The 24,525-nt window shown below is 64.8% G+C and carries 24 protein-coding genes and 5 tRNA genes; 19 read left to right on the top strand and 10 right to left on the bottom strand.

Going from position 1 to position 24,525, the window contains the following annotated elements; all coding sequences use genetic code 11:
• Positions 1–3 precede the first annotated feature (3 nt).
• A complete protein-coding gene (locus tag VVR85_RS04840; protein ID WP_368519826.1) occupies positions 4–954 on the bottom strand; it encodes an acyl-CoA thioesterase in 951 nt (316 codons plus the stop codon).
• Between the two features lie 170 nt (positions 955–1,124).
• Between VVR85_RS04840 and VVR85_RS04835 the strand changes: the two genes are divergently transcribed.
• The 3 genes from VVR85_RS04835 to purM all read left to right on the top strand — a co-directional run bounded on the left by VVR85_RS04835 (position 1,125) and on the right by purM (position 4,188).
• A complete protein-coding gene (locus VVR85_RS04835) occupies positions 1,125–1,520 on the top strand; it encodes a sterol carrier family protein (protein WP_368519825.1) in 396 nt (131 codons plus the stop codon).
• A 69-nt stretch (positions 1,521–1,589) separates the two neighbouring features.
• The gene (purF, locus tag VVR85_RS04830; RefSeq protein WP_368519824.1) at positions 1,590–3,098 is read left to right on the top strand and encodes an amidophosphoribosyltransferase; all 1,509 of its coding nucleotides are present in this window, start codon (positions 1,590–1,592) and stop codon (positions 3,096–3,098) included.
• 28 nt (positions 3,099–3,126) lie between these two features.
• Positions 3,127–4,188, top strand: a complete 1,062-nt coding sequence (purM, locus tag VVR85_RS04825; protein WP_368519823.1) for a phosphoribosylformylglycinamidine cyclo-ligase — start codon at positions 3,127–3,129, stop codon at positions 4,186–4,188.
• Between the two features lie 70 nt (positions 4,189–4,258).
• On the opposite strand, the gene VVR85_RS04820 is transcribed toward purM, so the two are convergent.
• Both VVR85_RS04820 and VVR85_RS04815 read right to left on the bottom strand, forming a co-directional pair.
• Complete coding sequence (locus tag VVR85_RS04820) at positions 4,259–4,468, bottom strand: DUF3073 domain-containing protein (protein WP_290223174.1); 210 nt, start codon at positions 4,466–4,468, stop codon at positions 4,259–4,261.
• Positions 4,469–4,661: 193 nt separating this feature from the next.
• On the bottom strand, positions 4,662–5,723 hold the full coding sequence (locus tag VVR85_RS04815; protein ID WP_368519822.1) for a folate-binding protein YgfZ: 1,062 nt from the start codon (positions 5,721–5,723) through the stop codon (positions 4,662–4,664).
• A gap of 62 nt (positions 5,724–5,785) precedes the next feature.
• On the opposite strand from VVR85_RS04815, the gene VVR85_RS04810 reads away from it, so the two are divergent.
• A complete protein-coding gene (locus VVR85_RS04810) occupies positions 5,786–6,631 on the top strand; it encodes an aminodeoxychorismate lyase (RefSeq protein ID WP_368519821.1) in 846 nt (281 codons plus the stop codon).
• A 9-nt stretch (positions 6,632–6,640) separates the two neighbouring features.
• Here the strand turns inward: VVR85_RS04810 and VVR85_RS04805 are convergent, their stop codons facing one another.
• The gene (locus VVR85_RS04805) at positions 6,641–7,369 is read right to left on the bottom strand and encodes an FABP family protein (protein WP_368519820.1); all 729 of its coding nucleotides are present in this window, start codon (positions 7,367–7,369) and stop codon (positions 6,641–6,643) included.
• A gap of 93 nt (positions 7,370–7,462) precedes the next feature.
• Between VVR85_RS04805 and VVR85_RS04800 the strand changes: the two genes are divergently transcribed.
• Positions 7,463–8,515 (top strand): diacylglycerol kinase family protein, encoded by a 1,053-nt coding sequence (locus VVR85_RS04800; protein ID WP_368519819.1) that lies wholly within the window; start codon positions 7,463–7,465, stop codon positions 8,513–8,515.
• Between the two features lie 6 nt (positions 8,516–8,521).
• On the opposite strand, the gene VVR85_RS04795 is transcribed toward VVR85_RS04800, so the two are convergent.
• Entirely contained in the window at positions 8,522–9,340 is an 819-nt protein-coding gene (locus VVR85_RS04795; protein WP_368519818.1) for a DUF2993 domain-containing protein, read from the bottom strand.
• Positions 9,341–9,372: 32 nt separating this feature from the next.
• On the opposite strand from VVR85_RS04795, the gene mshD reads away from it, so the two are divergent.
• From mshD to pstB, 5 genes are all read left to right on the top strand, one after another.
• Entirely contained in the window at positions 9,373–10,293 is a 921-nt protein-coding gene (mshD, locus tag VVR85_RS04790; protein WP_368519817.1) for a mycothiol synthase, read from the top strand.
• Between the two features lie 327 nt (positions 10,294–10,620).
• The gene (gene pstS / locus VVR85_RS04785) at positions 10,621–11,709 is read left to right on the top strand and encodes a phosphate ABC transporter substrate-binding protein PstS (protein WP_368519816.1); all 1,089 of its coding nucleotides are present in this window, start codon (positions 10,621–10,623) and stop codon (positions 11,707–11,709) included.
• Between the two features lie 166 nt (positions 11,710–11,875).
• Positions 11,876–12,952, top strand: coding sequence for a phosphate ABC transporter permease subunit PstC (pstC, locus tag VVR85_RS04780; RefSeq protein WP_368519815.1), 1,077 nt, complete (start codon positions 11,876–11,878; stop codon positions 12,950–12,952).
• A 20-nt stretch (positions 12,953–12,972) separates the two neighbouring features.
• Positions 12,973–13,887 carry a phosphate ABC transporter permease PstA gene (pstA, locus tag VVR85_RS04775; RefSeq protein WP_368519814.1) on the top strand — a complete coding sequence of 305 codons (915 nt, stop codon included), beginning with the start codon at positions 12,973–12,975 and terminating at the stop codon, positions 13,885–13,887.
• 55 nt (positions 13,888–13,942) lie between these two features.
• Positions 13,943–14,716, top strand: a complete 774-nt coding sequence (gene pstB / locus VVR85_RS04770) for a phosphate ABC transporter ATP-binding protein PstB (RefSeq protein ID WP_368519813.1) — start codon at positions 13,943–13,945, stop codon at positions 14,714–14,716.
• A gap of 166 nt (positions 14,717–14,882) precedes the next feature.
• Here pstB and phoU read toward each other — a convergent pair whose 3' ends face one another.
• Complete coding sequence (gene phoU, locus VVR85_RS04765; RefSeq protein ID WP_368519812.1) at positions 14,883–15,611, bottom strand: phosphate signaling complex protein PhoU; 729 nt, start codon at positions 15,609–15,611, stop codon at positions 14,883–14,885.
• Between the two features lie 88 nt (positions 15,612–15,699).
• A complete protein-coding gene (gene dusB, locus VVR85_RS04760; RefSeq protein WP_368519811.1) occupies positions 15,700–16,845 on the bottom strand; it encodes a tRNA dihydrouridine synthase DusB in 1,146 nt (381 codons plus the stop codon).
• Between the two features lie 182 nt (positions 16,846–17,027).
• Here dusB and VVR85_RS04755 point away from each other — a divergent pair, with 182 nt between their 5' ends.
• Both VVR85_RS04755 and VVR85_RS04750 read left to right on the top strand, forming a co-directional pair.
• Complete coding sequence (locus VVR85_RS04755) at positions 17,028–18,527, top strand: acetyl-CoA hydrolase/transferase family protein (RefSeq protein ID WP_368519810.1); 1,500 nt, start codon at positions 17,028–17,030, stop codon at positions 18,525–18,527.
• Positions 18,528–18,640: 113 nt separating this feature from the next.
• Positions 18,641–18,713: transfer RNA gene (locus tag VVR85_RS04750), tRNA-Lys, on the top strand.
• Between the two features lie 143 nt (positions 18,714–18,856).
• Here the strand turns inward: VVR85_RS04750 and VVR85_RS04745 are convergent.
• Positions 18,857–19,189, bottom strand: a complete 333-nt coding sequence (locus VVR85_RS04745; RefSeq protein ID WP_368519809.1) for a metal-sensitive transcriptional regulator — start codon at positions 19,187–19,189, stop codon at positions 18,857–18,859.
• Positions 19,190–19,305: 116 nt separating this feature from the next.
• Between VVR85_RS04745 and VVR85_RS04740 the strand changes: the two genes are divergently transcribed.
• The 5 genes from VVR85_RS04740 to VVR85_RS04720 all read left to right on the top strand — a co-directional run bounded on the left by VVR85_RS04740 (position 19,306) and on the right by VVR85_RS04720 (position 20,252).
• Positions 19,306–19,378 (top strand) — tRNA-Glu (locus VVR85_RS04740).
• A 55-nt stretch (positions 19,379–19,433) separates the two neighbouring features.
• Positions 19,434–19,507 (top strand) — tRNA-Asp (locus tag VVR85_RS04735).
• Positions 19,508–19,740: 233 nt separating this feature from the next.
• A tRNA-Asp gene (locus VVR85_RS04730) sits at positions 19,741–19,817 on the top strand.
• A 20-nt stretch (positions 19,818–19,837) separates the two neighbouring features.
• Positions 19,838–19,913, top strand: a tRNA-Phe gene (locus tag VVR85_RS04725).
• The gene (locus tag VVR85_RS04720; protein WP_368519808.1) at positions 19,878–20,252 is read left to right on the top strand and encodes a GNAT family N-acetyltransferase; all 375 of its coding nucleotides are present in this window, start codon (positions 19,878–19,880) and stop codon (positions 20,250–20,252) included. The genes VVR85_RS04725 and VVR85_RS04720 overlap by 36 nt, the downstream gene beginning before the upstream one ends.
• A 74-nt stretch (positions 20,253–20,326) precedes the next feature.
• On the opposite strand, the gene epsC is transcribed toward VVR85_RS04720, so the two are convergent.
• Positions 20,327–20,890, bottom strand: a complete 564-nt coding sequence (gene epsC, locus VVR85_RS04715) for a serine O-acetyltransferase EpsC (RefSeq protein WP_368519807.1) — start codon at positions 20,888–20,890, stop codon at positions 20,327–20,329.
• Positions 20,891–20,982: 92 nt separating this feature from the next.
• Positions 20,983–21,921 (bottom strand): cysteine synthase A, encoded by a 939-nt coding sequence (cysK, locus tag VVR85_RS04710; RefSeq protein WP_368519806.1) that lies wholly within the window; start codon positions 21,919–21,921, stop codon positions 20,983–20,985.
• 358 nt (positions 21,922–22,279) lie between these two features.
• On the opposite strand from cysK, the gene ramA reads away from it, so the two are divergent.
• Both ramA and murA read left to right on the top strand, forming a co-directional pair.
• Positions 22,280–23,122: an acetate metabolism transcriptional regulator RamA gene (ramA, locus tag VVR85_RS04705; protein ID WP_368519805.1), complete on the top strand. Its 843-nt coding sequence runs from the start codon at positions 22,280–22,282 to the stop codon at positions 23,120–23,122.
• 20 nt (positions 23,123–23,142) lie between these two features.
• Positions 23,143–24,411: a UDP-N-acetylglucosamine 1-carboxyvinyltransferase gene (gene murA / locus VVR85_RS04700; protein ID WP_368519804.1), complete on the top strand. Its 1,269-nt coding sequence runs from the start codon at positions 23,143–23,145 to the stop codon at positions 24,409–24,411.
• Positions 24,412–24,525 lie beyond the last annotated feature (114 nt).

Here is a 24,525-nt window from a genome sequence, read left to right as displayed (position 1 = left end):
GGCTTAGTCGATGTGCTGGTTGTTGGGCGCGACGATGAGCGGCTTGGGGGAGTACTTGCCGCGTAGCTCCCGCAGGATGTTGGCGTGCTCGGCGAGGCGCTTGTCCTCCTCGGTGACCGGGGTGAACTGGCGGGCGGCCTGCGGCTGGAAGTCGCGGTCGATGGCCATGTAGGCCACGGTCGCGTGGATGGCGGTCTCCAGGTTGTTGCGGCCGCCGCGCGGGTTGCCGGCGCGGACGTGGATGGACATCTGCATCGAACGGTTGTCGGTGCGCATCATGCGGGCGTCGACCTCGATGAGGTCGCCGATGGCAATCGGGCGGTAGAAGCGGATGCCGCCGGCGTAGACGGCCACGGTGTGCTCGCCGGACCATTCCATGGTGCAGGCGGTGCCGGCCTCGTCGATCCACTCCATGGCGGTGCCGCCGTGGACCTTGCCGCCCCAGTTGACGTCCGTCGGCTTGGCCAAAAAGCGGTTGATGAGCCGCGGGGCGTAGGACGGGCCGTCGTAGGTCTGCTGTTCCATCTCCTCTTCGATGGCCTTGCGCAGCTCAATACGGGACTGGGCGGCCTCGGCGACGCGGCGCTGCTCGTCGTTTTCCGGGGTGAACGTGGGCACCGGGGTCGACTTGTTGGTTTCGGCGTCCTTGGCCACGAAGATGACCAGGCAGTCGCAGGCGCGGGTGAAGATGCCGTCCCGCGGGTCCGCGGAGAGCACCTCGTTGACGATGTGCATGGACGACCGGCCGGTCATCGCGATGCGGGAGCGGACCTCCACGATGTGGCCCGAGGGGATGGGGCGGGTGAAGTGGATGTGGCCCACGTAAGCGGTCACGCAGTACTGGCCGGACCACTGGACCGCGCACGCGTAAGCGGCCTTGTCGATCCACTCCAGAACGCGGCCGCCGCTGATGCCCTGGGCGCCAGCCATGAGGACATCGGTGGGCGAAGCCATGAAACGAAGGGTGATTTGCGGGGACTTGAGAGCATCCTGCGTCTGCGGAGTAGTGGTCATAATATATAAAGCTACCAGGGCAGGAGGAAGGATTAGGGCACGTGGCGTCGCGGACAGTCAGAAGGTCGTGCACAGGCAGCGCCGGGGTGGCGGCGACTAGACTGGGCGGCATGGCAAAGAAGGCAGATCCCGCCGCGGCGCGCGCGGCCGTCGTGGCTTTGGCAGAGTGGATCCGGGAAGACAACCCGGAGACCGCGGCGCGGCCGGCCCGGGCCACGCTGGCGCAGGCGGTACGCAACACGGCCCGGTTGGTGGAGCAGGACGCGCCGGGGCACTCGGTGGAGCTGCGGGTACCCCCGTTCGTGGCCGTCCAGTGTATTGAGGGCCCGCGCCACACCCGCGGCACCCCACCCAATGTCGTGGAGACGGATCCGCACACGTGGCTGCGCTTGGCCGCCGGGCATACCAGCTGGCAAGCCGCCGTCGACGCAGGGCAGGTTGATGCTTCCGGCTCCCGCGCCGCCGAAATCGCGGAGTGGCTGCCCGTCATCTCGCTGGGTCGCTAAGCCGCGCAAGCGGGCAGGAAGACGGCCGGGTATTAGTGCCGCGCTGGTTAAACGACTAAGATAACCGGCGTGGAAGCCGTCAACTCACTTCAGACAACTGGCCTCACTAATCTCGACGATCACGGCGAGACCTCTCCCCGGGAAGAATGCGGCGTCTTCGGCGTCTGGGCCCCGGGAGAAGAGGTTTCTAAACTTACCTATTTTGGGCTTTTCGCCCTCCAGCACCGCGGCCAGGAGGCCGCCGGCATGGCGGTCGGGGACGACGACCGCCTCGTGGTGTTCAAAGACATGGGGCTCGTGGCCAACATCTTCGACGAGTCCATCCTGAGCTCCCTGCAGGGCAACGTGGCCGTCGGACACACCCGCTACTCCACCGCCGGGGGCAAGGAATGGTCCAACGTGCAGCCGATGTTCGGCGCGTCCTCCAACGGGGTAGACATCGCGCTCGGCCACAACGGCAACTTGGTCAACTACCTGGAGCTGCGCCAAGAGGCCGTGGACCGCGGGCTAATCAAGCCGCACGAGGAGTCGGTCTCTGACTCGATGTGCCTGTCCATGTTGCTGGGCGACGGCGTCAATGACGAGACCTCCGTTTTCGAATCCGCCCGCCAACTGCTGCCCCGCGTTCAGGGCGCTTTCTGCCTGACTTTCACCGACGGTCACACCCTTTATGCCGCGCGCGACGGCCACGGCGTGCGGCCGCTGGCGCTGGGTCGCCTGCCGCAGGGCTTCGTGGTCGCCTCCGAGACCTGTGCGCTCGACATCGTGGGCGCGCAGTTTATCCGGGAAATCGAGCCGGGCGAGCTCGTCGCCATTGACGAGACCGGGATCCGCTCCGAGAAATTCGTCGAGCCCACCCGCCACGGCTGCGTCTTCGAATACGTCTACCTGGCCCGCCCCGATACCCAGATCTCCGGGCGCTCGGTCAACGAGACCCGCGTGGACATCGGCCGCCGCCTGGCCCGCCAGTTCCCGGCCGAAGACGCCGACCTGGTCATCCCGGTGCCGGAGTCCGGCAACCCGGCCGCGGTCGGCTACGCCCGCGAATCCGGCATCACCTTCGCCCACGGCCTGGTCAAAAACGCCTACGTGGGCCGCACCTTCATCCAGCCCACGCAGACCCTGCGCCAGCTGGGCATCCGGCTCAAGCTCAACCCGCTCAAGGAAGTCATCGCCGGCAAGAAGCTGGTGGTGGTGGACGACTCCATCGTCCGCGGCAACACCCAGCGCGCCCTCATCCGCATGCTGCGGGAGGCCGGCGCGGCCGAGGTCCACGTGCGGATCGCCTCCCCGCCGGTGAAGTGGCCGTGCTTCTACGGCATCGACTTCGCCTCCCCGGGCGAGCTCATCGCCAACGTCGCGCCGAGCGATGACCCGGAGGTCATCTGCCAGACCATCTGCGAGGCCATCGGCGCTGACAGCCTGGGCTTTGTCAGCGTGGATGAGATGATCGCGGCGACCGAGCAGCCGCGCAGCCAGCTGTGCGCCGCCTGCTTCGACGGCCACTACCCGCTGGGCCTGCCGGCCGGTAACCCTAACGCGGAGGCCGTGCGTACGCTTATGAGCCAGAACTCTTAAAAAGACCCCAAGGAATGAAACTTTCGCTATGACCGATACGACTGACAACACTTACGCCGCCGCCGGCGTGGACATCGCCGCCGGCGACCGCGCGGTGGAGCTGTTCGCCCCGCACGCCAAGCGCGCTACCCGCCCGGAGGTCATGGGCGGTCTGGGCGGGTTCGCCGGCCTGTTCAAGCTCGGCGACTACAAGGAGCCCATCCTGGCGGCGGGCTCGGACGGCGTGGGCACGAAGCTGGCCGTGGCCCAGGCAATGGACAAGCACGACACCATCGGCATCGACCTGGTGGCCATGTGCGTCGATGACCTGGTGGTCTGCGGCGCCGAGCCGCTCTTCCTGCAGGACTACATCGCCGTCGGCAAGGTCGTTCCGGAAAAGGTCGCGGAGATCGTGGCCGGCATCGCCGAGGGCTGCGTGCAGGCCGGCGCCGCGCTGCTGGGCGGCGAGACCGCCGAGCACCCGGGCGTGATGGAGGTCGACGATTACGACGTCTCCGCCACCGCCGTGGGCGTGGTCGAGGCCGATAGCGTGCTGGGCCCGGACAAGGTCCGCGACGGCGACGTGCTCATCGCCATGGGTTCGTCCGGGCTGCACTCCAACGGCTACTCCCTGGCCCGCCACGTCCTGCTGGAGCAGGCGGGCCTGCCGCTGGACGGCTACATGGACGAGCTCGGCCGCACGCTGGGCGAGGAGATGCTCATCCCGACCCGCATCTACGCCCAGGATTGTCTGGCGCTGGCCGCGGAGTGCCACGTGGCAACGTTCTGCCACGTCACCGGCGGCGGCCTGGCCGGCAACCTCGAGCGCGTCATCCCGGAGGGGCTGACCGCGCACGTGGCCCGCTCCACCTGGACCCCGGGCCAGATTTTCCGCACCATCTCCTCGGTGGGCAAGGTCGAGCTGTCCGAGATGGAAAAGACCTTCAACATGGGTGTCGGCATGGTGGCGGTCGTCTCCGCCGAGGACCGCGACCGCGCGCTGGCCATGCTCACGGCCCGCCACCTGGATGCCTGGGAGCTGGGCGAGGTGCGCAAGTCTGCCGAGGGCGAGCCCCGCGTCGTCGTGACCGGCAACCACCCGAACTTCTAGCGCCCGACCTACGCCAACGCCGCCGGTGACCAAGTCTTGGTCGCCGGCGGCGTAGTGGCGTTTTTAGGGGTTAACCTTTGGCTTCGTCGTCCCAGTCGTCGATGTAGTCGGCGTATGGGTCTTCGTAGCGGTCGTCTTCTTCATCCTCTCGGCCCCATCCATCGCCCGGCTTCTTGGAGGCTAGCTCGCGCTGGAGCGAATCCAAGTCCATCTCCGGAGAATTGTACTTCAACTGGCGTGCAACTTTGGTCTGCTTTGCCTTCGCGCGTCCGCGTCCCATGTGCATGACCCCCTTGAGGTGTGTAGGGCACGATCCAGGGTTTCGGATGGCCCCATCGGCTTGTCATTTGAGTATCTTCCTGTAAGACACAATAGCCTGTGCGTCAAAAAAATTCCGCACGACCCCCTAAGGCAGGGCAAATGGCCTAGTGAGAGACTTAAGGTTTTCTCACTAGGTCTCTAAACGGGTGACTCTACTTCCCCCGCAGTTTGTTGATGGCCGCGCGTCCAGCCTTCGGCCCCTCAGTGGTGGGGATGGAATCCGGATCGAGGTTGGCGGCGGCCTGGCCGATGGTCAGTTGCCCGGAATCCAGGGCGGAACGTTTGACCAAGCCTAAGGCGATGGGGCCGAAGTCGCAGTCGTCGACGATGGAACCCATCCGCCCCACGCGGCGGCCGCCGAAGGTGATGCCTGTGCCGGGCTCGGGCAGCTGCGGGGCCGAGCCGTCCAGGTGCAGTAGCACCAGCAGGCGGGGTGAGCGGCCCAAGTTTTCCACGCGCGCCACGGTCTCCTGCCCGCGGTAGCAGCCCTTGTTCAGGTGCACGGCGCCGGCCTGCTCGCCGCGGCCGATCCACTGCGGGACCTCGTGGGGGATGGACTTGGTGTCCAAGTCCACGGCCAGCTCCGGCTCGCGGGCGCGGATGCGCTCGGCGGTATACGCCATCAGCCCGGCCAGGGTGAGACCGGCCGCTTCCAGTTCCGCGACGGCGGTGGCTAGCTCCGCGCGCGGGACGACGAGGTCGCGCCGGCGGATGCCCGGCCAGTCGACCTCCCGGCTAAAAACGGTGCCCGCGGGGTCTGCTACCTCACCGTCGCCCAGGACGGTCAGCAGGGCGTAGTCCGGCTCCGTGATTTCTACCTGGGACCAGAACACCATCTTGGTCAGGAAATCGCGCAGGCTGTCTGCTTGGCCCGCGGGCAGGTCAAGGAAGAAGCCTTCCTCCGTCCGCGTGATGTCCGCCTGGTGCAGGATGTGGCCCTGGATGTCCAGGTCGAGGGCCGTGGCGCTGTAGCCGACGGGGACATCGTCCAGCTTCTGCGAGAGGAGGTTGTTGAGGAACTCCGCGGAGTCCTGGCCGCTGACCTGCAAGAACCTGCGGTGGCTGCGGTCTACGACGATGGCGCCGGACTGGGCGGCGCGTTGTTCACCCAAGGGGTTTCCGTAATGCCACGCGACCCCGGCGGCATCGAGCGGTGTTTCTGACTGGAATTCGGCAGCGCCGGAGCGCTGAAGAAGAACAGAAGAATAACTCACAATTGCCATCGTAACGCTCCATTCGCCTGCTTGGCTAGGTCGGACCGGGCATAATTATGAGCATGCTACAACCTGCGCCCGTAATCTACGTGGTCGAGCCCTTCGGGGGATCGATCCGCCGCCACAACCCCTCCCTGCCGCTGGTCTTTTGGGATGACGCGGCCGTCACGCGGGGCGACGGGGTCTTCGAGTCCCTGCTCATTAGGGACGGCAAGGCCCGCAACACCGAGCGGCACGCGCAGCGCTTCGCCCGCTCCGCCCGCGCCCTGGGGCTGCCGGAACCGTGCCTGGACAAGTGGCTGGAGGCCACCGCGCTGGCTGCGAGCGAATTCGATGCGGAGGAAGCCAAGTGCACCTGGACCTATTCACGGGGGCGGGCCTCGACCGGGGTGCCGACAGCGTGGGTCGCGGTCCAGCCCATCGGCGCGGACGTTTTAGCCCAGCGGGCGAAGGGAGTGCGGGTGTGGGCGACCCCGCGGCGCTGGCAGGCGGACGACAAGGTGCTGGCCAAGACCCTGAACTACGCCGCGACGCTGGCTACGCTGCGCCAGGCTCGCCACGACGGCTACGACGACGTCATCTATACCCACCCGGACAGCGGCCTGGTGCTGGAGGGGGCCACCTCGACGGTCGTGGCGGTGCGCGGGAAGAAGCTGCGCACGCCCAAGGCCCCGGGGATCCTGCCGGGCACCACGCAGGCGGCGCTGTTTGCGCTGGCCGAGGATCGCGGCTATAACTGCAAGGCCAAGGAGATGGACCTGGGCTACCTGCAGCGCTCGGACTCGGTCTGGCTGGTCTCCTCGGTGCGCACTGGGGTGCGGGTCCGCTCGCTGAACGGGACCAAGCTGGCGGCCCCGGACAACGCGGAGGAAATCCGTGCGCTCATCGACGCCGCGGTGGCGTCGTAGCGCGATTAGCTAGCCGGCGACGCGGGAAAGCTCGGCCGACATGTACGGGCGCATCTCGCCGTCGACGAGGCGCTCGTCGACCCAGCCCAGGTTGTTGTTGGGCATGAGACCGTACATGCGCTTGCCCGGGCCCAGGTTCTTCGGGCCGGTCTCGGTGACCATGGTCGAGGCGGACTCGAGCTGCCAGGCGCGCTCGTTGAAGGGCTCTCCGTAGAAGATTTCGACGATGCCGGTCGAGGACGTGTAGGTCATCTCGATCTCGTCCTTGGCGGAGATGCGCCAGAAGCCGGACTCGCGCACGTCGGACTCGCCCGGGGTGCCCTCGGAATCAATCTTCCAGGTCCGGGAGCTAAAGGACAGGTAGTTCTCGCCGTCGTGGGCGATAATCAGGCGCTGGCCGAAGGTGTATTCGTTGCCGTCGGTGCCGTGCGCCTGACCCTCGCCCTGCCACACGCCCACCAGCGGCAGCAGGGCCAGCAGGCCGTCGTGCAGGGACGGGCCCTGGCGCAGGTTGGCGGTGTCCTCCGAGACCGGGATCTCGGCGAAGTCCGGGGCCGGGATGTTGCGGGAAGAGGCGTCCTTCCAGGCCTCGGCGGCGTGGTTCACGGCGGCGTTGCCGTTGAGCTTGCCGTTGGAGCCGGTGTTCGCTGCGGCGGCATCGGCGGCCGTGTCCGGGGTCTGCTCGCCGGCCGGGGTGGTGTTCTCGGGAGTTTCGGAGTGATCGTTTCGCTCAGTCATGCCCTCGATCCTAGCTAACTGTGCGTCGGCACTGCGTGGTTGGGCGGGGGAGAAGCGCAGCGAAACCCGGGCCAGGTCTATAGAGTGTGGTGTGTGCGTGTCCTATTAATTTTGAACCCGAACTCTACGAGCCAGAACGCCGGCCTGCTGCGGCAGGTCGTGCCGGCGCTGCGGGCGGCGCCCGGGCTGTCCATGGAAGCCCGGATGACCCAGTACCCGGGGCATGCGGAGCAGATGGTGGCCGGCATGCGCCGTTCAGACTTTGATGCGGTCATCGCCATGGGCGGCGACGGCACCGTCAACGAGATCGTCAACGGCCTGCTCGGCCCGGTGAAAGATTCCGCAGATCCCGGGCAGCGGCCCCGCCCGGAGGAGCTGCCCGTGCTGGCGATCATCCCGACCGGCTCGGCCAACGTCTTCGTGCGCGCGCTGGGCTTTCCCGCCGGCGCCGTGGACGCGACCCATGTGCTGGCCCGGCTGCTCGACCGCAACAGCACCCGCACCATTTGCTTGGGCACCTGGGACGACCGCTGGTTCGCCGTGAACGCGGGCTTCGGGTTGGACGCGGACGTCCTGGCGCGGGTGGACCGGGCCCGCGAGCGCGGCTTTGCGGCCACGCCGCTGCGCTACCTGGTCATCGGGGTGCGCGCCTACACGCGTGCGCTGCGCCGGCCGCCGCGCATCAACGTGGTCGCGGAGGGCAACGACGGCAAACGCTGGGAGCACGAGAACGTCCCCCTGATGCTGGCGTCGAATACCAACCCGTGGACCTTCTTAGGCCCGCTGCCCATGGTGACCAACCCGCGCAACTCCTTCGACGAGGGCCTGGGCCTGTTCGGGCTGAGCAGCCTGCAGGGCGTGTCCGGCCTGGTGGGCATGCTGCACCTGATTGGCGTGGACCACCGCCGCTGGCTCAACAAGGTCACCAGCGCGCGCACCCTGCAATTCGACGACGCCTCCGCGGTGACGCTGAGCTGCCCGACCCCGCACCGCTTCCAGTCGGACGGGGAATCCGAAGGAACGCATACCCGGGTCCAGCTGCGTTCGGTGCCGGACGCCCTCGAGGTCTTCGCCCCGCGAGAGGCGGGCGAGCCGCACAAGCGGAGCGTGAAAGAGATCCTACTGGACCTCATCCGGATTAAGTAGGCGCGGCTAGTTACCGGAATTCTCGTCGTTGACCTCGCGGCCGTCGGAGTCGTATTCCCCGGCGATCTCGATGGGGGCAAGCTGGCCGGGCTGCAGGTGGGTGTTGCGGCGCTGGGTCTCGAAGGTGATGCCGCCTCCCTGCAGGCGCACGGCGGTGGCCTGGGCGGGCAGGGGCAGCTGCCGGGTATCCAGTTCCAGCTCGAAGACCTGGGTGGCCTCTTCCTCGCTCGTGCCCTCGGCCAGCTCCAGGATCTCCACCGGGCGCATGTAGAAGCGCTCGCCGACGAGCCGCAGCGTCACGCGCACCCGGGTGGGCTCTTTCGCGCCGGCGACGGTGCCGCTGAGCTCGGCCTCGGAGGCCATGCCGCCGGTAGGCGAGATGTTGTCGGGGTTGGCAATGGATAGGTCCGTGATGTCCAGCAGGCGCCCGAGCGCGACGCCGTCTAGGGTGATGGCGCGCGAGAAGGTCGACACCGGTGCGCCGGCGAAGTCCCCGCTGGTCAGCTGGTCGGCGGAGACGGTGATATCGCGCAGGGTGGTCTGCGCATTGATCATGCCCAAGTGGGGCACCTCCACGTCGAGGGACTTGACCTCGATCAGCGGGATCTCGTTGGTTACCGCCGCCCCCAGGTAGGGCATGCCCCCGACGTAGACCTCGGGGGAGTTTTCCAGCTTGGATTCTTCCTTGACCCGCTGGGAAATGGAATGCTCCGCGTGCATGGCGAAACCGGAGTCCACCACAAACAGGCTTCCGCTCACCGCGGCGATGCCCAGGAGCCAGGCGAGGGGCTTGCGGGCGCGGGCGGGCACAACAACGTCAGTCACATGCTCCATTGTTGCAAACTATCCTGGAAACCATGACAGCGACTACCACTAAAACCACGCACCTGCCCGACGATGCCGCCACGGCCCGCGCCGTAGCCGCCTTAGCGCGCCAGGCCGCCCAGGCCGACGGGGTAGCGCCGCTCTCCGAGCAGTTCCTGGCCGGGCTCGACGATGCCCGCCTGGGCCACACCCACACCCTGCTGTGGGTCGGCGAGGACCTGGCCGGGGTGGCCGCCGACGACGGGGACAGCGCCGAGCTCTTCGTCGCCCCCGACTACCGCGGTAACGGTGAGGGAAAGGCCCTGCTGGGCGAACTCGGCGATCGGCCGGTCTGGGCGCACGGGAACCTGCCCGCGGCCCAGCACCTGGCCGCCGCCGCGGGCCGCACCATCGAGCGCGAGCTGCTGGTTATGGCGCTCGAGGGGGACCTATTGCGCTCCGCCGCAGCCTTCGACGCCGCCGACGCGCCGGGCCTGGAGGCCATGGACTACCCGGCGGCCGCCCAGCGCTTCGGAGCCGAGGCCGTCGATAGCGCCTGGCTGGCCGTCAACAACGAGGCGTTTAGCTGGCACCCGGAGCAGGGCGGCTGGGACGCCGAGCGCTTGGCGCGCGGCAAGGACAACTCCTGGTACGACCCCGCGGACGTGCTCTTCTTGTGGGACACCCGCGGCGCGGAACCGAGGCTGGCCGGCTTCCACTGGACCAAGTGGCACTCCCCGGTGACCACCGAGGAGGACGAGTCCTTCGGCGAGGTCTACGTCATCGGCCTGGCCAGCTCTTACCAGGGCCAGGGGCTGTCCCGGCCGCTGCTGGCGCTGGGGCTCAAGCGCATGCAGGACAAAGGCGCTGACAAGGTCATTCTCTACGTGGAGGCGGACAACGCCGCGGCCGTGCGCTCCTACGACAAGGCGGGTTTCGAGGTGGCCGAGCGGCACTGCGTCTACGGCGTCTAAAACCTGAGGAAGAACGTTGAGAAAACTCAGTAGGAAACCATGGATCGGTGTGAAAGGTGAGAAGAATCACCTGCGTTGGGGCGATTGTTAACTCAGCGTTAACCGAAAGGGACCTTTCCGGTTAACCAAGACTGGATAGCTTTAAGCGTTGTGAGTATCCAGGCCTTCTAGGCGCGGAGGTACTGCGCCGCGGACTAGTTCACCGCTATAGGCCAGTTCCACCGCGTCGGAGGTCAGCCCGGCACCACCGTCCCATGGGGTGGCTGCGCGCGGGTAAAGGTGCTCGGACAATCAAGTTGAATCTGATCTCCACAGGAAAGGTTTCCCGTGATTCGCAATTTCAAGCGCACCGCTGCAATCTTCGGCATCATCGCGGCTTCTTCTACCGCTTTGGTCGCCTGCAACGACTCTGACTCCTCCGCTGAGGGCGAGACCGAGGTTTCCGGCGAGCTGACTGGTGAGGGCGCTTCCTCCCAGCAGAACGCTATGGACTACTTTGCTTCCAAGTTCCAGGAGACCACTGGCGGCGACGCTAGCCTGGCTTACAACGCCACCGGTTCCGGCTCCGGCCGTACCCAGTTCGTCGACGGCCAGGTCACCTTCGCCGGTTCCGACTCCCCGCTGGAGGAGGAACAGGTTGAGGCTGCTAAAAACCGTTGCAACGGCAACGACGCTTGGCACCTGCCGTTCGTTATCGGCCCGGTTGCTATCGCTTACAACCTGGAGGGCGTTGACGAGCTGAACCTTTCCACCGAGAACGTTGCCAAGATCTTCAAGGGCGACATCACCGAGTGGAACGACGAGGCTATCCAGGCTGACAACGAGGGCGTTGACCTGCCGGATACCCGCATCTCCGTGGTCTACCGCTCCGACGAGTCCGGTACCTCCGACAACTTCCAGAAGTTCCTGCACGACGCCACCGAAGAGTGGGACAACGAGGGTGGCAAGAACTTCCCGACCGAGGTCGGCGAGGGCGCCAACGGCTCCTCCGGCGTTGCTACCCAGGTCTCCAGCATCGACGGCGGCATCACCTACGTCGAGCACTCTCACGCTGAGCAGGCCGGTCTGGGCGTTGCCAAGATCGACTTCGGTGCTGGCCCGACCGAGCTGTCCGAGGAGACCGTCGGCACCGCTCTGGAGAACCTGCAGTTCGAGACCGAGGGCAACGACATGGTCGTGAACTCCGAGGCTCTGTTCTCCTCCTCCGATGAGGGCTCCTACCCGCTCATCCTGACCACCTACGAGATCGTCTGCTCCGCTGGCTACGACGAGTCCGAGGCGGCCCTGCTGAAGGAGTTCCTGAAGACCGCTCTGGACCACCAGGATGAGGGCCTGACCGAGGCCGGCCACATCCCGGTCACCGGTGCTCACCTGGACCGCCTGAAGACGGCTGTCGACGAGATCCAGGCGTCCTAAAGCATCCTCATACTGACTGGTTCATCACCCCGCCCCAGCGCGGGATGATGGGCTAGATGGTTGAATTTCCCCCGCCGGCCGCTCGTTACGCCGTCGGGGGTTCTTCCCGTTAAGCGGGAAGATGTGACAAACGTAAAAACCCTACAAGTTGAAGGATCCCCGCCACATGGCTGAGTACAACTCGACAACGGGTGAGCATAAGAAGCTCGACGATGACCGCAACGTGGAAGGCCACTCCGTGGCTACCACCACCGCCGCGGGCAAACCCGATAACGAACCCCAGGGCGCTTCCGAAGGCGTGAAGACCGGCGGCGTTAAGCGCCCGGGCGACCGCGTCTTTGAGATTCTCTCCACCGCGTCCGCTACCCTCATCACTGTCTTCATTGCGGCTATCGGCATCTTCCTGATTATTCGTGCCGTCCCCGCGCTGAACCGCAACGCCGAAGGCTACCTCGGCTTTTTCATCTACACGGGTCCGTGGGACACGTCCAACGTGGACGAAATGTACTTCGGTATCCCGAACCTGTTCGCCGCCACGGTCACCATGTCGGTGCTGGCTCTGATTATCGCCATGCCGGTGGCTCTCGGCGTGGCCATCTTCCTGTCCAACTACGCGCCGGCCCGCCTGGTCAAGCCGATGGGCTTTTTGGTCGACATGCTGGCCGCCGTTCCTTCCATCGTTTACGGTCTGTGGGGCTGGCTCGTCCTGGGCCCGGTGCTGTCGGGCTTCTACGAGTGGATTCACAGCTGGGCCGGCGGATTCTTCCTCTTCACCGTCTACGAGAACTCGCCGTCGTTCGCCACCGCCCGCAACATGTTCACCGGTGGCATCGTGCTGGCCGTAATGATTCTGCCGATTATCGCGGCTACCGCGCGTGAGGTTTTCGTCCAGACCCCGAAGGGGCAGGTCGAGTCCGCCCTGGCCCTGGGCGCTACCCGCTGGGAAGTCGTCCGCATGACCGTTCTGCCGTTCGGCCTCTCGGGCTACATCTCCGGCGCCATGCTGGGCTTGGGCCGCGCGCTCGGTGAGACCATGGCCCTGTACATGGTCGTCGGCCCGTCGTCCGAGTTCCGCTTCTCCCTGTTCGATGGCGGTACCACCTTCGCAACCGCGATTGCGAACGCGGCACCGGAGTTCAACAACCCGATTAAGGCGGGCGCCTACATCGCCGCCGGTCTGGTGCTGTTCTTGCTGACGTTCATCGTCAACGCCATTGCCCGCGCGATCGTCTCCAAGAAGTAGAAGAGTGAGGATAACAAACAATGTCTAATGCTGTAGCTGCTTCTGACGTTTCGACCACACACAACGCCTTTACCGACATCTCGGGCAAGCGTAAGTTCGCCAACAGCGCGGCGACCGTCCTTATCTACCTGTGCATGATTGTCGCTCTCATCCCGCTGGTGTGGGTGCTCTGGGAGCTCATCGTCAAGGGCCTGCCCGTCACTCTGAACGTGGAGTGGTGGACCGAGGGCATGCTGGGCGTCATGTACCACCAGCCCGGCGGCGGTGCGCTGCACGCCATCGTCGGTACCATCATCCAGGCTGGCCTGGCGACCATCATCGCCGTCCCGATTGGCGTGTTCACCGCCATCTACCTGGTGGAGTACTCCCGTGGCGGGTGGCTCGGCCGCGTGACCACCTTCATGGTGGACATCCTGTCCGGTGTCCCGTCCATCGTTGCCGCCCTGTTCGTCTACGCCGCCTGGATCGGCGTCATGGGCTTCGACCGCTCCGGTCTGGCCCTGGCTTGGTCCCTGTTGCTGCTGATGATTCCGATTGTCGTCCGTAACACCGAGGAGATGCTCCGCGTGGTCCCGATGGACCTGCGCGAGGCCTCCTACGCCCTGGGCGTGCCGAAGTGGAAGACCATCGCCAAGATTGTTCTGCCGACCGCACTGTCCGGTATCGCCACCGGTGTCATGCTGGCAATCGCCCGCATCATGGGTGAGTCCGCTCCGGTCCTCATCCTGGTCGGTTCCACCAGCGCCCTGAAGTGGGACCCGACCAGTGGCACCATGTCCTCGCTGCCGCTGATGATGTTGGACATGTACAAGGCCGGCGTTACCGAAGCCGTCCTCGACAAGCTGTGGGGCGCCGCCTTCACCTTGGTCCTTCTCATCGCGCTGCTCAACGTTGCCGCCCGAATCATCTCCGCGAAGTTCTCGGTCAAGCAGTAATCTGCTTCGCCCGGCCCGAACTTTCACCGACAACTCTCATACTCAGGAGCACAAGATGTCCAAACTCGAACTCAATGACGTCAATATCTACTACGGCGACTTCCACGCTGTGCAGAACGTCAACATGCACATCCCGGCCCAGGCGGTAACTGCGTTCATCGGCCCGTCCGGCTGTGGTAAGTCGACCGTGCTGCGTACCCTCAACCGCATGCACGAGGTCATCCCGGGCGCCTACGTCAAGGGCGAGATCCTGCTGGACGGCCAGAATGTCTACGACTCCAAGGTCGACCCGGTCTCCGTGCGTAACACCATCGGCATGGTCTTCCAGAAGGCCAACCCGTTCCCGACCATGTCCATCGAGGACAACGTCGTCGCCGGCCTGAAGCTGTCCGGCGAGAAGAACAAGAAGAAGCTCAAGGAGGTCGCGGAGAAGTCCCTGCGCGGCGCCAACCTCTGGGACGAGGTCAAGGACCGCCTGGACAAGCCGGGCGGCGGCCTCTCCGGCGGTCAGCAGCAGCGTCTGTGCATCGCCCGCGCCATTGCGGTCGAGCCCGAGGTGCTGCTCATGGACGAGCCCTGCTCGGCCCTGGACCCGATTTCCACCCTGGCGGTCGAGGACCTGATTCACGAGCTGAAGCAGGAATTCACCATCGTCATCGTGACGCACAACATGCAGCAGGCATCCCGTGTGTCCGACAAGACCGGCTTCTTCTCCCTGGAGGCCACCGGCAAGCCGGGCCACCTGGTGGAGTTCAACGACACCACCAAGATCTTCGAGAACCCGGAAAAGAAGGAAACCGAAGACTACATCTCCGGCCGTTTCGGCTAAGGAGGCTCCCCGCGCGCGGCCGCACCGCGCGCTGCGCTAAAACTTGATTGTCTGAGCTAAAGACTTAAATCCCCCGGCGCCAGGTTGAGCCCTGGTGCCGGGGGATTAGTCGTAGAAAAACCCGCCGCGCGGGATGCGGGGCGGGCAAGTAGTAAGGGGAGGCCGGCTAGCGGCGGAACTGGCGCTCCAGGGCGGCGAAGTGGGCCTCCATGTCCTGGCGGCGGTCCTCGTCGGCGCGGCGGGCCAGGTACTCGTCCGGCAGCATGCCGGTGCTCAGGTAGAGGATGCGGGCGGCCACGTTGACGCAGTGGTCCGCGTAGCGCTCGTAGAAGCGCGAGAGCATAGCCAGGTCGACGGCCGAGCGGGTGGAGTACTTCCAATCCCGCTGGGTCAGGATGGTGATCAGGTGGTGGTTGATGTCGTCCACCGCGTCATCGTCGCTCGCCAGCTCCAGCGCCAGCTGGGGATCCGGATCGATAAGAGCGTTGCGGGTGCGCGAGCACATCTCATCGACCAGGCGGGCGAGTTCTTCGAGGTACCCCATGAACTCTTCCTGAACCACGTGGTTGGGGTGGCGGCGTCGCGCGGACTTCGCGATGTGCTTGGCCAGCTGGCCCATGCGGTAGAGGTCCTCCACGATATAGATAGAGGAGACCACTTGGCGCAGGTCCTTGGCCATGGGGTTTTCCAATGCCAGGAGGGACACGGCGCGTTCTTCGCACCGGGTGCGCAGCTCTTCTAGCTCGTCGGATAGGGATAGACCATCTTCGGCCGGCTGCAAGGCGGCCGTCAGAAGTGCCCGCGAAGCCTGAGACATGATCGCCTGAACCGTGTCGCACATCAGGATCAGGTCGTGCGCGAAGTTATCTAACTTCTCTCTGTAGGCAATTCGCATGCCCAACAGTATAGTGCACGTTTATTGGGAACGCCCGCCAAGAACTAGTAATTTTCAATACCCTGATAGGTGTATACAAGCTGCGGGTTTAGCCGCCGGAGTTCATGATCTCGGCGCCGGCGGGCACCGCCTCGTCCTCCGGGTCGTCCAGCCAGCCGTCCGGCAGCGCGACCTTGGCCGGCGAACCCTGACGTCCGCGGGGCCCAGAGGCATCGTCAGCCCGGGCATTAGAGCCGGCCCAGGGGGCGAGCAGCTCGCGCAGATCCGGCAGGGAGTTTACCTTAGACAGCTGCGAACGGACCTCGCCGCCGACCGGGAAGCCGCGCAGGTACCACCCAATGTGTTTACGAATATCGCGGCAGGCGTGGGCCTCGCCGTCGTAGTGCGCGAGCAGCTCCGCGTGGCGGTAGACGATCTGCGTGACCTCGCCCAGCGTCGGCTCCTCGGGCACCGGCTCGCCGCGCAGGTGGGCAGATAGCTCGGCGAAGAGCCAGGGGCGGCCTAGGCAGCCGCGGCCGACGACGACCCCGTCGCAGCCGGTGGCTTCCATCATCGCGGCGGCATCGGAAGCCTTGAAGATATCACCGTTGCCTAGGACCGGCACCCCACTGTCCGCGAGGTGCTCCTTCAGGCGGGCAATTTCCGACCAGTCCGCCTGACCCGAGTAGCGCTGGGCGGCGGTGCGCCCGTGCAGCGCCACGGCGGCCGCGCCCTCCTCAACGGCGATACGGCCGGCGTCCAGGTGCGTGTGGTGCTCGCTATCGATGCCGACGCGCATCTTCACCGTCACCGGGATGTCGGTGCCCTCCGTGGCCTTGACGGCGGCCGCGACGATGTTGCCGAAAAGCCGGCGCTTATACGGCAGTGCGGATCCGCCCCCGCGGCGGGTGACCTTCGGGACTGGGCAGCCGAAGTTCATGTCGATGTGATCGGCCAGGTTCTCGTCCACGATCATCTTCGCGGCGCGGTAGGTGTATTCCGGATCGACGGTGTAGAGCTGGAGCGAACGCGGATCCTCGCTCGGGGCGAAGGTCGTCATGTGCATGGTCTTCTCGTTGCGTTCCACCAGGGCGCGGACGGTGACCATCTCGCAGACGTAGAGGCCGGCCACGGTGCCGGTGCGGGCGAGCTCCTGCTCGCGGCACAGCGTCCGGAAAGCCACGTTGGTCACCCCGGCCATCGGGGCGAGGATGACGGGGGAGTTGAGAGAGATAGAACCGATGCGCAAAGTCACGTTTTACATTGTGGACTGTGGGCAGAAACGCTGGCAAACCGGGACGGCGGGTGCACCTTGTCTTCACAGTTTTGGCACAGTTGCGGAAAAGGTTGCAAATATTCGCTAATGTGGTGCGTGTAACTAAAACCATGCGGCGTGCGTTACACCCGCGCGCCGCGACAATCACAGGAGGTAAAGACTTGACTGAGCGGATTGGGTATTACCAGGACCTCGTGGTCTCCGCCGAGGAGGCAGCCAAGTACGTTAACAATGGCGACCGAGTGGGCATTTCCGGCTTCACCGGTGCCGGTTACCCGAAGGCGCTGCCGGCCGCTATCGCGGAGAAGGCCACCAAGGCCCACGAGGCGGGCGAAGAGTTCAAGATTGACGTCTTTTCCGGCGCCTCCACCGCCCCGGACTGCGACGGCGTCCTCGCGGAGGCAGACGCCCTGCGCTTCCGCGCCCCGTACAACTCCGATCCGGTGCTGCGTAACAAGGCTAACTCCGGCGAGCTGCTCTACCAGGACGTCCACCTGTCCCACATGGGCCAGCAGGTCGAGGAGGGCTTCTACGGCGACTTCCAGGTAGCCATCATCGAGGTCGTCCGCATTACCGAGGACGGCAACATCGTGCCGTCGTCCGCCGTGGGCAACAACCTCGAGTACATCGAGGCCGCGGACAAGATCATCCTCGAGGTCAACGAGTGGCAGTCCCTGAACCTGGAGGGCATGCACGATATTTACCGCATCGAGAAGCTGCCGAACCGCCAGCCAATCCCGATCACCAAGGTCAGCGACCGTATCGGTGAGACCTACATCGAGATCCCCAAGGACAAGGTCGTCGCCGTCGTTAAGACCAACGCCCCGGACCGCAACGCCCCCTTCAAGGCCCCGGACGAGACCTCCGAGAAGATCGCCGCGAACTTCATCAACTTCCTCGAGGGCGAGGTTGCCGCCGGCCGTCTGGCATACGACCAGTTCATCATGCAGTCGGGCGTGGGCAACGTCCCGAACGCCGTGATGGCCGGCCTGCTGGATTCCAAGTTCGAAAACATCCAGGCCTACACCGAGGTCATCCAGGACGGCATGCTGGATCTCATCGACGCCGGCAAGATGACCGTCGCCTCCGCCACCTCCTTCGCGCTGTCCCCGGAGTACGCGGAGAAGATGAACGCCGAGGCCGACCGCTACGCCAAGCACATTGTGCTGCGCCCGCAGCAGATCTCCAACCACCCGGAGGTCATCCGCCGCGTCGGCCTGATTTCCTCCAACGGCATGATTGAGGGCGACATCTACGGCAACATCAACTCCACCAACGTGGGCGGCACCCGCATCATGAACGGTACCGGTGGCTCGGGCGACTTCACCCGCAACGCCTACATCAGCACCTTCGTGTCCCCGTCGATTGCCAAGGACGGCAAGATCTCCGCCATCGTGCCTTTCGTGGCGCACACCGACCACACCGAGCACGACACCATGGTCATCATCACCGAGTACGGCGTGGCTGACCTGCGCGGCCTGGCTCCGCGCGAGCGCGCCGAGAAGGTCATCGCCGTGGCTCACCCGGATTACCGTCCTGCGCTGGAGGAGTACTTCGAGCGTGCTAAGCAGGGCAAGTTCATCCACACCCCGCACGATCTGAAGTCCGCCTTCGACTTCCAGATTCGCTTCGCCGAGACCGGGGATATGCGTCCCCAGTAAGCGCGCCGACGCTCATTAGGCAGTTAGTAGCCCCTATGAACAGGGCCTTTGAGGCCCGGATCGGGGGCTATTTTCTTCCTGTCGTGGCCTCCTATTAGAATAAGGAACGCATTGGGCCTTTAGCTCAGCTGGTAGAGCTACGGACTTTTAATCCGCAGGTCGAGGGTTCGAGCCCCTCAGGGCCCACGCACCAGCCCGCTAGCGCGCTCTAAGAGCCGTTAGCGGGTTCTTTCATGTCTTTACAAGGATTAAGGCCTGGCAGCCGCTGAGGCGGCGTTTAAATCGCCGGCAGGGGCTGTTGGTTGGACGGCGCGCTAGGGGAAGGGGGGCTAGCTCTTGACCATCTTCTTGATGGCGCGCATGGCCTCGTCCAGCTTGTCCTGGGCGATGGTACCGTCCGCGTTGCGGGCGCCGGCCACGCAGTGGGCGATGTGGTCTTCCAGGAGGGCGAGGGAGACGTTTTCCAAGGCGGAGGTGACCGCGGAGATCTGCGTGATGATGTCGATGCAGTATTGATCCTCGTCGATCATGCGGTGGATTCCGCGGGTTTGGCCCTCGATCTTGCGCAGCCTGGCCAGGTACTTCTTCTTGGAGTCGGCGTCCGCGTTGTAGCCGTGTTTATGCGGTGCGTGGCACGAGCAGGCTTCCTGATTTTCGGGCATAGCGGTGGTTTTATCTCCGGGGTAGGGCGCGATTTTGTATTGAGTGATTCTTCCAGTATATTTTGAGAAGTCGCGCAAGGGAAAGCGAGAGTTTTCTGCCTTGAATACCGCGGCAGGCCCCCATCGTCTAGCGGCCTAGGACACTGCCCTTTCACGGCAGCGGCACGGGTTCGAATCCCGTTGGGGGTACGGAGAAGGCCTCTTTTAAAGAGTTTTTCTTCACCATGTACGTCTTAGACGTGCTGGCCCTGTGGCGCAGTTGGTTAGCGCGCCGCCCTGTCACGGCGGAGGTCGCGGGTTCAAGTCCCGTCAGGGTCGCAGTACCAGAAGGGTCGAGGTTTTACCTCGGCCCTTTTTCGCGTCTTTCGGGCGCGGGGACGGCGGAGCGGCCAGGGTTTGGCAAGACTTGTGGACGTGTCCCATCTGGTGCGAGCTTTCTCTATGAATATGGATGACTAGCAGGCGATTTGCCTATGTTTCGGCGTTCTGTGTAGAGTAATAACTCGTGCAAGACAGGGTGCTAAGCCCTGGAATGCAGCAAATTAAATAATGGCCCTGTGGCGCAGTTGGTTAGCGCGCCGCCCTGTCACGGCGGAGGTCGCGGGTTCAAGTCCCGTCAGGGTCGCCAAGGCTACTCCGGTAGTCTTCGGCCAGATAGCTCAGTCGGTAGAGCACACGCCTGAAAAGTGTGGGGTCGCCAGTTCGATCCTGGCTCTGGCCACCAGCAAGGTCCGTTTCCGCTAAAGGGAACGGGCCTTTTTGGCATACTGGGGCCATGGAAAACTACTCCGTTGCCAAGCAGACCGATCGTTCTCAGTTCGTCATCACCGTGGACGGCCACGAGGCCGGATACGCGCACTACATCGATGACGCTGACGTCCGCGAGTTCGACCACACGGTCGTCCACCCGGACTTTCAGGGTCGGGGCCTGTCTAAGCCCCTGATTCAGGCCGCGCTGGATGATGCGCGGGAGGCCGGCAAGCGCGTGCGCCCGACCTGCTCCGCCGTGGCGCGCTTTATCGACAAAAATCCCGCCTACAAGGAGTTGCAGGCGGGTTCTTAAGGGGGAAGCTACCGAGGGAGCTAGGCGGCGGCTGCAGGGCCGCGTGCGCGGCGCTGCGCGGTATTGTGCTCCGGCTAGATGAAGTAGTCGGGGTCGACGAGCTTGATGCGCTCTTCGTGGCGACGCGGGCGGTTCTTAGCCGGGATGCCGATGGCGCTGTGCTCCGGGGGCACGTCCTTGGTAACGACGGCGTTGGCGCCGACGGCGGAGCCGTGGCCGATGGTGATGGGGCCCAGCACCTTGGCGCCCGCGCCGATGACGACGTTGTCCTCGATGGTGGGGTGGCGCTTGGTTTGGGTGAGCACCTGGCCGCCCAGGGTCACACCGTGGTAGAGCATCACGCCGTCGCCGATTTCGGCGGTCTCGCCGATGACGATGCCCATCCCGTGGTCGATGAAGAAGCGCCGGCCGATGGTGGCGCCGGGGTGGATCTCGATGCCGGTGAAGAAGCGGTTAAGCTGCGCCAGGACGCGGGCCGGTCCCTTCAGGCCGCGCTTCCAGAGCCAGTGGGAAACGCGGTGGGCCCAGATGGCGTGCAGTCCGGAATAGACGATGGCGTTTTCGACGTCGCCGCGGGCAGCGGGATCGTGGTCGCGGGCGTTAGCTAGGTCTTCGCGGATTCGGCTGAGGATGTTCATATCCAAAGCGTACTAAAAACCGGTCGCCCAAAAGGCAAGAAAAAGTGCCTGCTTGGCTATACAAGGCTCAAGCAGGCACTTAACGCGTGAAATTAATCTTCGCGGATGTCCTCGTAGAGGATGGTGGAGACGTAGCGCTCGCCGAAGTCGCAGACGACGGTGACGATGGTCTTGCCTTCGTTCTCCGGGCGCTGGGCCAGCTCCAGGGCTGCCTTCAGGTTAGCGCCGGTGGAGATGCCGCCCAGGATGCCATCGGCGACGGCCAGCTTGCGGGAGGTTTCCACAGCGTCCTCGTTGCTGATGGCGATGACCTCGTCGACCAGCTTGCGGTCCAGGACCTCCGGGATGAAGTTAGCGCCCAGGCCCTGGATCTTGTGCGGGCCGGCCTTGCCCTCGGACAGCAGCGGGGAAGCGGCCGGCTCGACGGCTACGGTCTTCAGATCCGGGTTCTTCTCCTTCAGGAAGCGGCCCGCACCGGTGATGGTGCCGCCGGTGCCGACGCCCGCGACCAGGATGTCGACGTTGCCGTCGGTGTCGTTCCAGATCTCCGGGCCGGTGGTGTTGTAGTGGACGGTCGGGTTGGCCTCGTTAGCGAACTGGCGGGCCAGGATGGCGCCTTCGTTCTGCTCGATAATCTCGTTGGCCTTGTCGACTGCACCCTGCATGCCGGCGGCGCCCGGGGTCAGGACGATCTCGGCACCGTAGGCGCGCAGCAGGACGCGGCGCTCGTTGGACATGGTCTCCGGCATGGTCAGGATGACCTTGTAGCCGCGAGCCGCGCCGACCAGGGCCAGGGCGATGCCGGTGTTGCCGGAGGTGGCTTCCACGATGGTGCCGCCCGGCTTCAGCTCGCCGGAGGCCTCGGCGGCGTCGACGATGGCCTGGCCGATACGGTCCTTGACCGAGTTAGCCGGGTTGAAGGACTCGACCTTAACGAGGACGTCGGCCTTGAGGCCCTCGGTCAGACGGTTGACGCGAACCAGCGGGGTACCGCCGATGGTCTCGAGAATGTTGTCGTAAATCTTTGCCATAGGTATTCGGGACTCCTTGTGCAGCTGTTTTCCGATTTGCTTTTCCCACCCTACACTAGTTGTCTAGACCGACCAGTACGCAAGAAATAGACCGAGTTTTATTCAGTGGGAAACGCTGGCTGCGGTGGTGGTTGTCCCGTGGGTGACGGGCGCTTATACCAGTTCGGGCGCGCTGGCGCTCGTGGTTAACCCCGCCGCCTGTATTTTAATTAGGTAGCGGATTCGTGTTTTATGAGAGTTCTGATTTAGAATTACCCCCGTTAGCCCGATACAGTTGGGAAACAGTGTTGTAATACACCCGTTCAAAAGGGGCACCCCTGGGTGCACCTTAATGGGTACCCCCGAGTAGGAGTACGTCTTGGAAGCGCACCGAATTAAAGATGACGACGAGGCCGTACGGGCCGCATTGTCTTCCTTGAAGACCGCCACTGGTATCCCGGTGACGATGTACGGCACCTTGCTGCCGGATAATCGCCTGCAGATCACACAGTGGGTCGGCCTGCGCACCCCCGCCCTGCAGAACCTGACTATCGATGCCGGCGTCGGCGTCGGTGGCCGCGTCGTCAAGAGTCGCCGCGCGGTGGGTGTCTCGGATTACCTGCGCGCCAAGACCATCTCCCACGAAAACGACCGCCTCATCCAGGACGAGGGACTGCACTCCATCGTGGCCGTGCCGGTCATCGTCCAGCGCGAAATCCGCGGCGTCCTGTACGTCGGCGTGCACTCGCCGGTCCGCCTGGGAGACAAGGTCATCGAGGAAGTCACCATGACCGCTCGCTGTCTCGAGCAGGACCTGGCGGTCAACTCGGTGCTGCGCCGTACCGACGGCGGCAAGGCCGGGGCCGGTCGCGGTGGCCACGTGATGAACGGTGCGGAGTGGGAGCAGGTCCGTTCCACCCACTCGAAGCTGCGCATGCTGGCCAACCGGGTGGCCGAAGACGATCTCCGCAAGGAGCTCGAGACCCTGTGCGACCAGATGGTCTCGCCGGTCCGCGTCAAGCAGTCCACCAAGCTGTCCGCCCGCGAGCTCGACGTGCTCTCCTGCGTAGCTCTGGGGCACACGAACGTCGAAGCCGCGGAAGAAATGGGCATCGGCGCCGAAACCGTGAAGTCTTATCTGCGCTCTGTGATGCGTAAACTCGGCGCGCACACCCGTTACGAGGCGGTCAATGCCGCTCGCCGGATCGGCGCACTGCCCTAAGAGGCTGTAAGTTGGTCGGTGTGAAGGACCAATTTATTGTCACCGGTGGCGCCCGCCTGCAGGGTTCTGTGAGGGTCGACGGCGCCAAAAATAGTGTGCTGAAACTGATGGCGGCCGCCCTGCTGGCGGAGGGCCGCACGACGTTGACTAACTGTCCGGAGATTCTGGACGTACCCCTCATGAAGAAGGTTCTTGAGGGGCTGGGCTGCGAGGTCACTATCGACGGCTCGGTAGTCACCATCGACACCCCGGACCAGCCGCGTTCGGACGCGGACTTCGATGCCGTCCGGCAGTTCCGCGCTTCCGTTTGCGTCTTGGGCCCGCTGACCTCGCGCTGTGGTCGGGCGAAGGTGGCCCTCCCCGGCGGCGACGCCATCGGTTCCCGCCCGCTGGATATGCACCAGTCGGGCCTGGAGAAGATGGGTGCCAAGACCCGGATTGAGCACGGCGCCGTCGTGGCCGAGGCGGAGCGCCTCCACGGCGCGAAGATCAAGCTCGACTTCCCCTCGGTCGGTGCCACCGAGAACATTCTGACCGCAGCGGTACTGGCGGAGGGGACCACCGTCCTGGACAATGCCGCGCGCGAGCCGGAGATCGTGGACCTGTGTGACATGCTCAACTCCATGGGCGCGCGTATCAGTGGGGCGGGGACGTCGACCGTCACCATTGAGGGTGTGGACAAGTTGCAGCCCACCGAGCACGAGGTAGTGGGCGACCGTATCGTCGCCGGCACCTGGGCCTATGCCGCTGCCATGACCCGCGGCGATCTGACTGTGGGCGGGATTGCGCCGAAGCACCTGCACCTGCCGCTGGAAAAGCTCAAGTCCGCGGGCGCCGACGTGGAGACCTACGAGACCGGCTTTAGGGTCCGTATGGACGGGCGCCCGAAGGCGGTCAACTTCAACACTCTGCCTTTCCCGGGGTTCCCGACCGATCTGCAGCCGATGGCCATTGGCCTGTCGGCGGTGGCCGAAGGCACGACGATGATCACCGAGAACGTCTTCGAATCCCGCTTCCGTTTTGTGGACGAGATGCTCCGCCTCGGGGCGGACGCACAAGTCGACGGTCACCACGTCATCGTCCGGGGGCAGGAGCGGTTGTCTTCGACCCACGTCTGGAGCTCCGATATTCGCGCCGGCGCCGGCCTGGTTCTCGCGGGCCTGTGTGCGGACGAGGTCTCCGTGGTCCACGACGTCTTCCATATCGACCGCGGCTACCCGAACTTCGTGGAGAACCTGAACCGGCTGGGCGCTCAGGTGGAGCGGACCCAGGAAGAGGAGCGGTACTAACGCTCAAAGCCCCTATCCGTCGGCCCCGGATTTTACCGGTGACCGGCGGATTTGTGTCTTTCGGGGACTGTGTGTAAATTAATCCCAGTCGCCGCGAGGTAGCTGAGAGGTTAA

The organism is Corynebacterium sp. LK2590 (assembly GCF_040946105.1).
GTDB lineage: Bacteria > Actinomycetota > Actinomycetes > Mycobacteriales > Mycobacteriaceae > Corynebacterium.
The sequence above is the reverse complement of the archived record's forward strand: the minus strand, read 5'-3'. Positions and strand labels throughout refer to the sequence as shown.

Excerpts from the sequence above, each read along its gene's own strand:
- VVR85_RS04840 (WP_368519826.1), bottom strand. The coding sequence starts at position 954 with ATGGCTTCGCCCACCGATGTCCTCATGGCTGGCGCCCAGGGCATCAGC.
- VVR85_RS04835 (WP_368519825.1), top strand. The coding sequence starts at position 1,125 with ATGGCAAAGAAGGCAGATCCCGCCGCGGCGCGCGCGGCCGTCGTGGCT.
- purM (WP_368519823.1), top strand. The coding sequence starts at position 3,127 with ATGACCGATACGACTGACAACACTTACGCCGCCGCCGGCGTGGACATC.
- VVR85_RS04820 (WP_290223174.1), bottom strand. The coding sequence starts at position 4,468 with ATGGGACGCGGACGCGCGAAGGCAAAGCAGACCAAAGTTGCACGCCAG.
- VVR85_RS04810 (WP_368519821.1), top strand. The coding sequence starts at position 5,786 with ATGCTACAACCTGCGCCCGTAATCTACGTGGTCGAGCCCTTCGGGGGA.
- VVR85_RS04805 (WP_368519820.1), bottom strand. The coding sequence starts at position 7,369 with ATGACTGAGCGAAACGATCACTCCGAAACTCCCGAGAACACCACCCCG.
- mshD (WP_368519817.1), top strand. The coding sequence starts at position 9,373 with ATGACAGCGACTACCACTAAAACCACGCACCTGCCCGACGATGCCGCC.
- pstC (WP_368519815.1), top strand. The coding sequence starts at position 11,876 with ATGGCTGAGTACAACTCGACAACGGGTGAGCATAAGAAGCTCGACGAT.
- pstA (WP_368519814.1), top strand. The coding sequence starts at position 12,973 with ATGTCTAATGCTGTAGCTGCTTCTGACGTTTCGACCACACACAACGCC.
- pstB (WP_368519813.1), top strand. The coding sequence starts at position 13,943 with ATGTCCAAACTCGAACTCAATGACGTCAATATCTACTACGGCGACTTC.
- phoU (WP_368519812.1), bottom strand. The coding sequence starts at position 15,611 with ATGCGAATTGCCTACAGAGAGAAGTTAGATAACTTCGCGCACGACCTG.
- VVR85_RS04745 (WP_368519809.1), bottom strand. The coding sequence starts at position 19,189 with ATGCCCGAAAATCAGGAAGCCTGCTCGTGCCACGCACCGCATAAACAC.
- epsC (WP_368519807.1), bottom strand. The coding sequence starts at position 20,890 with ATGAACATCCTCAGCCGAATCCGCGAAGACCTAGCTAACGCCCGCGAC.
- cysK (WP_368519806.1), bottom strand. The coding sequence starts at position 21,921 with ATGGCAAAGATTTACGACAACATTCTCGAGACCATCGGCGGTACCCCG.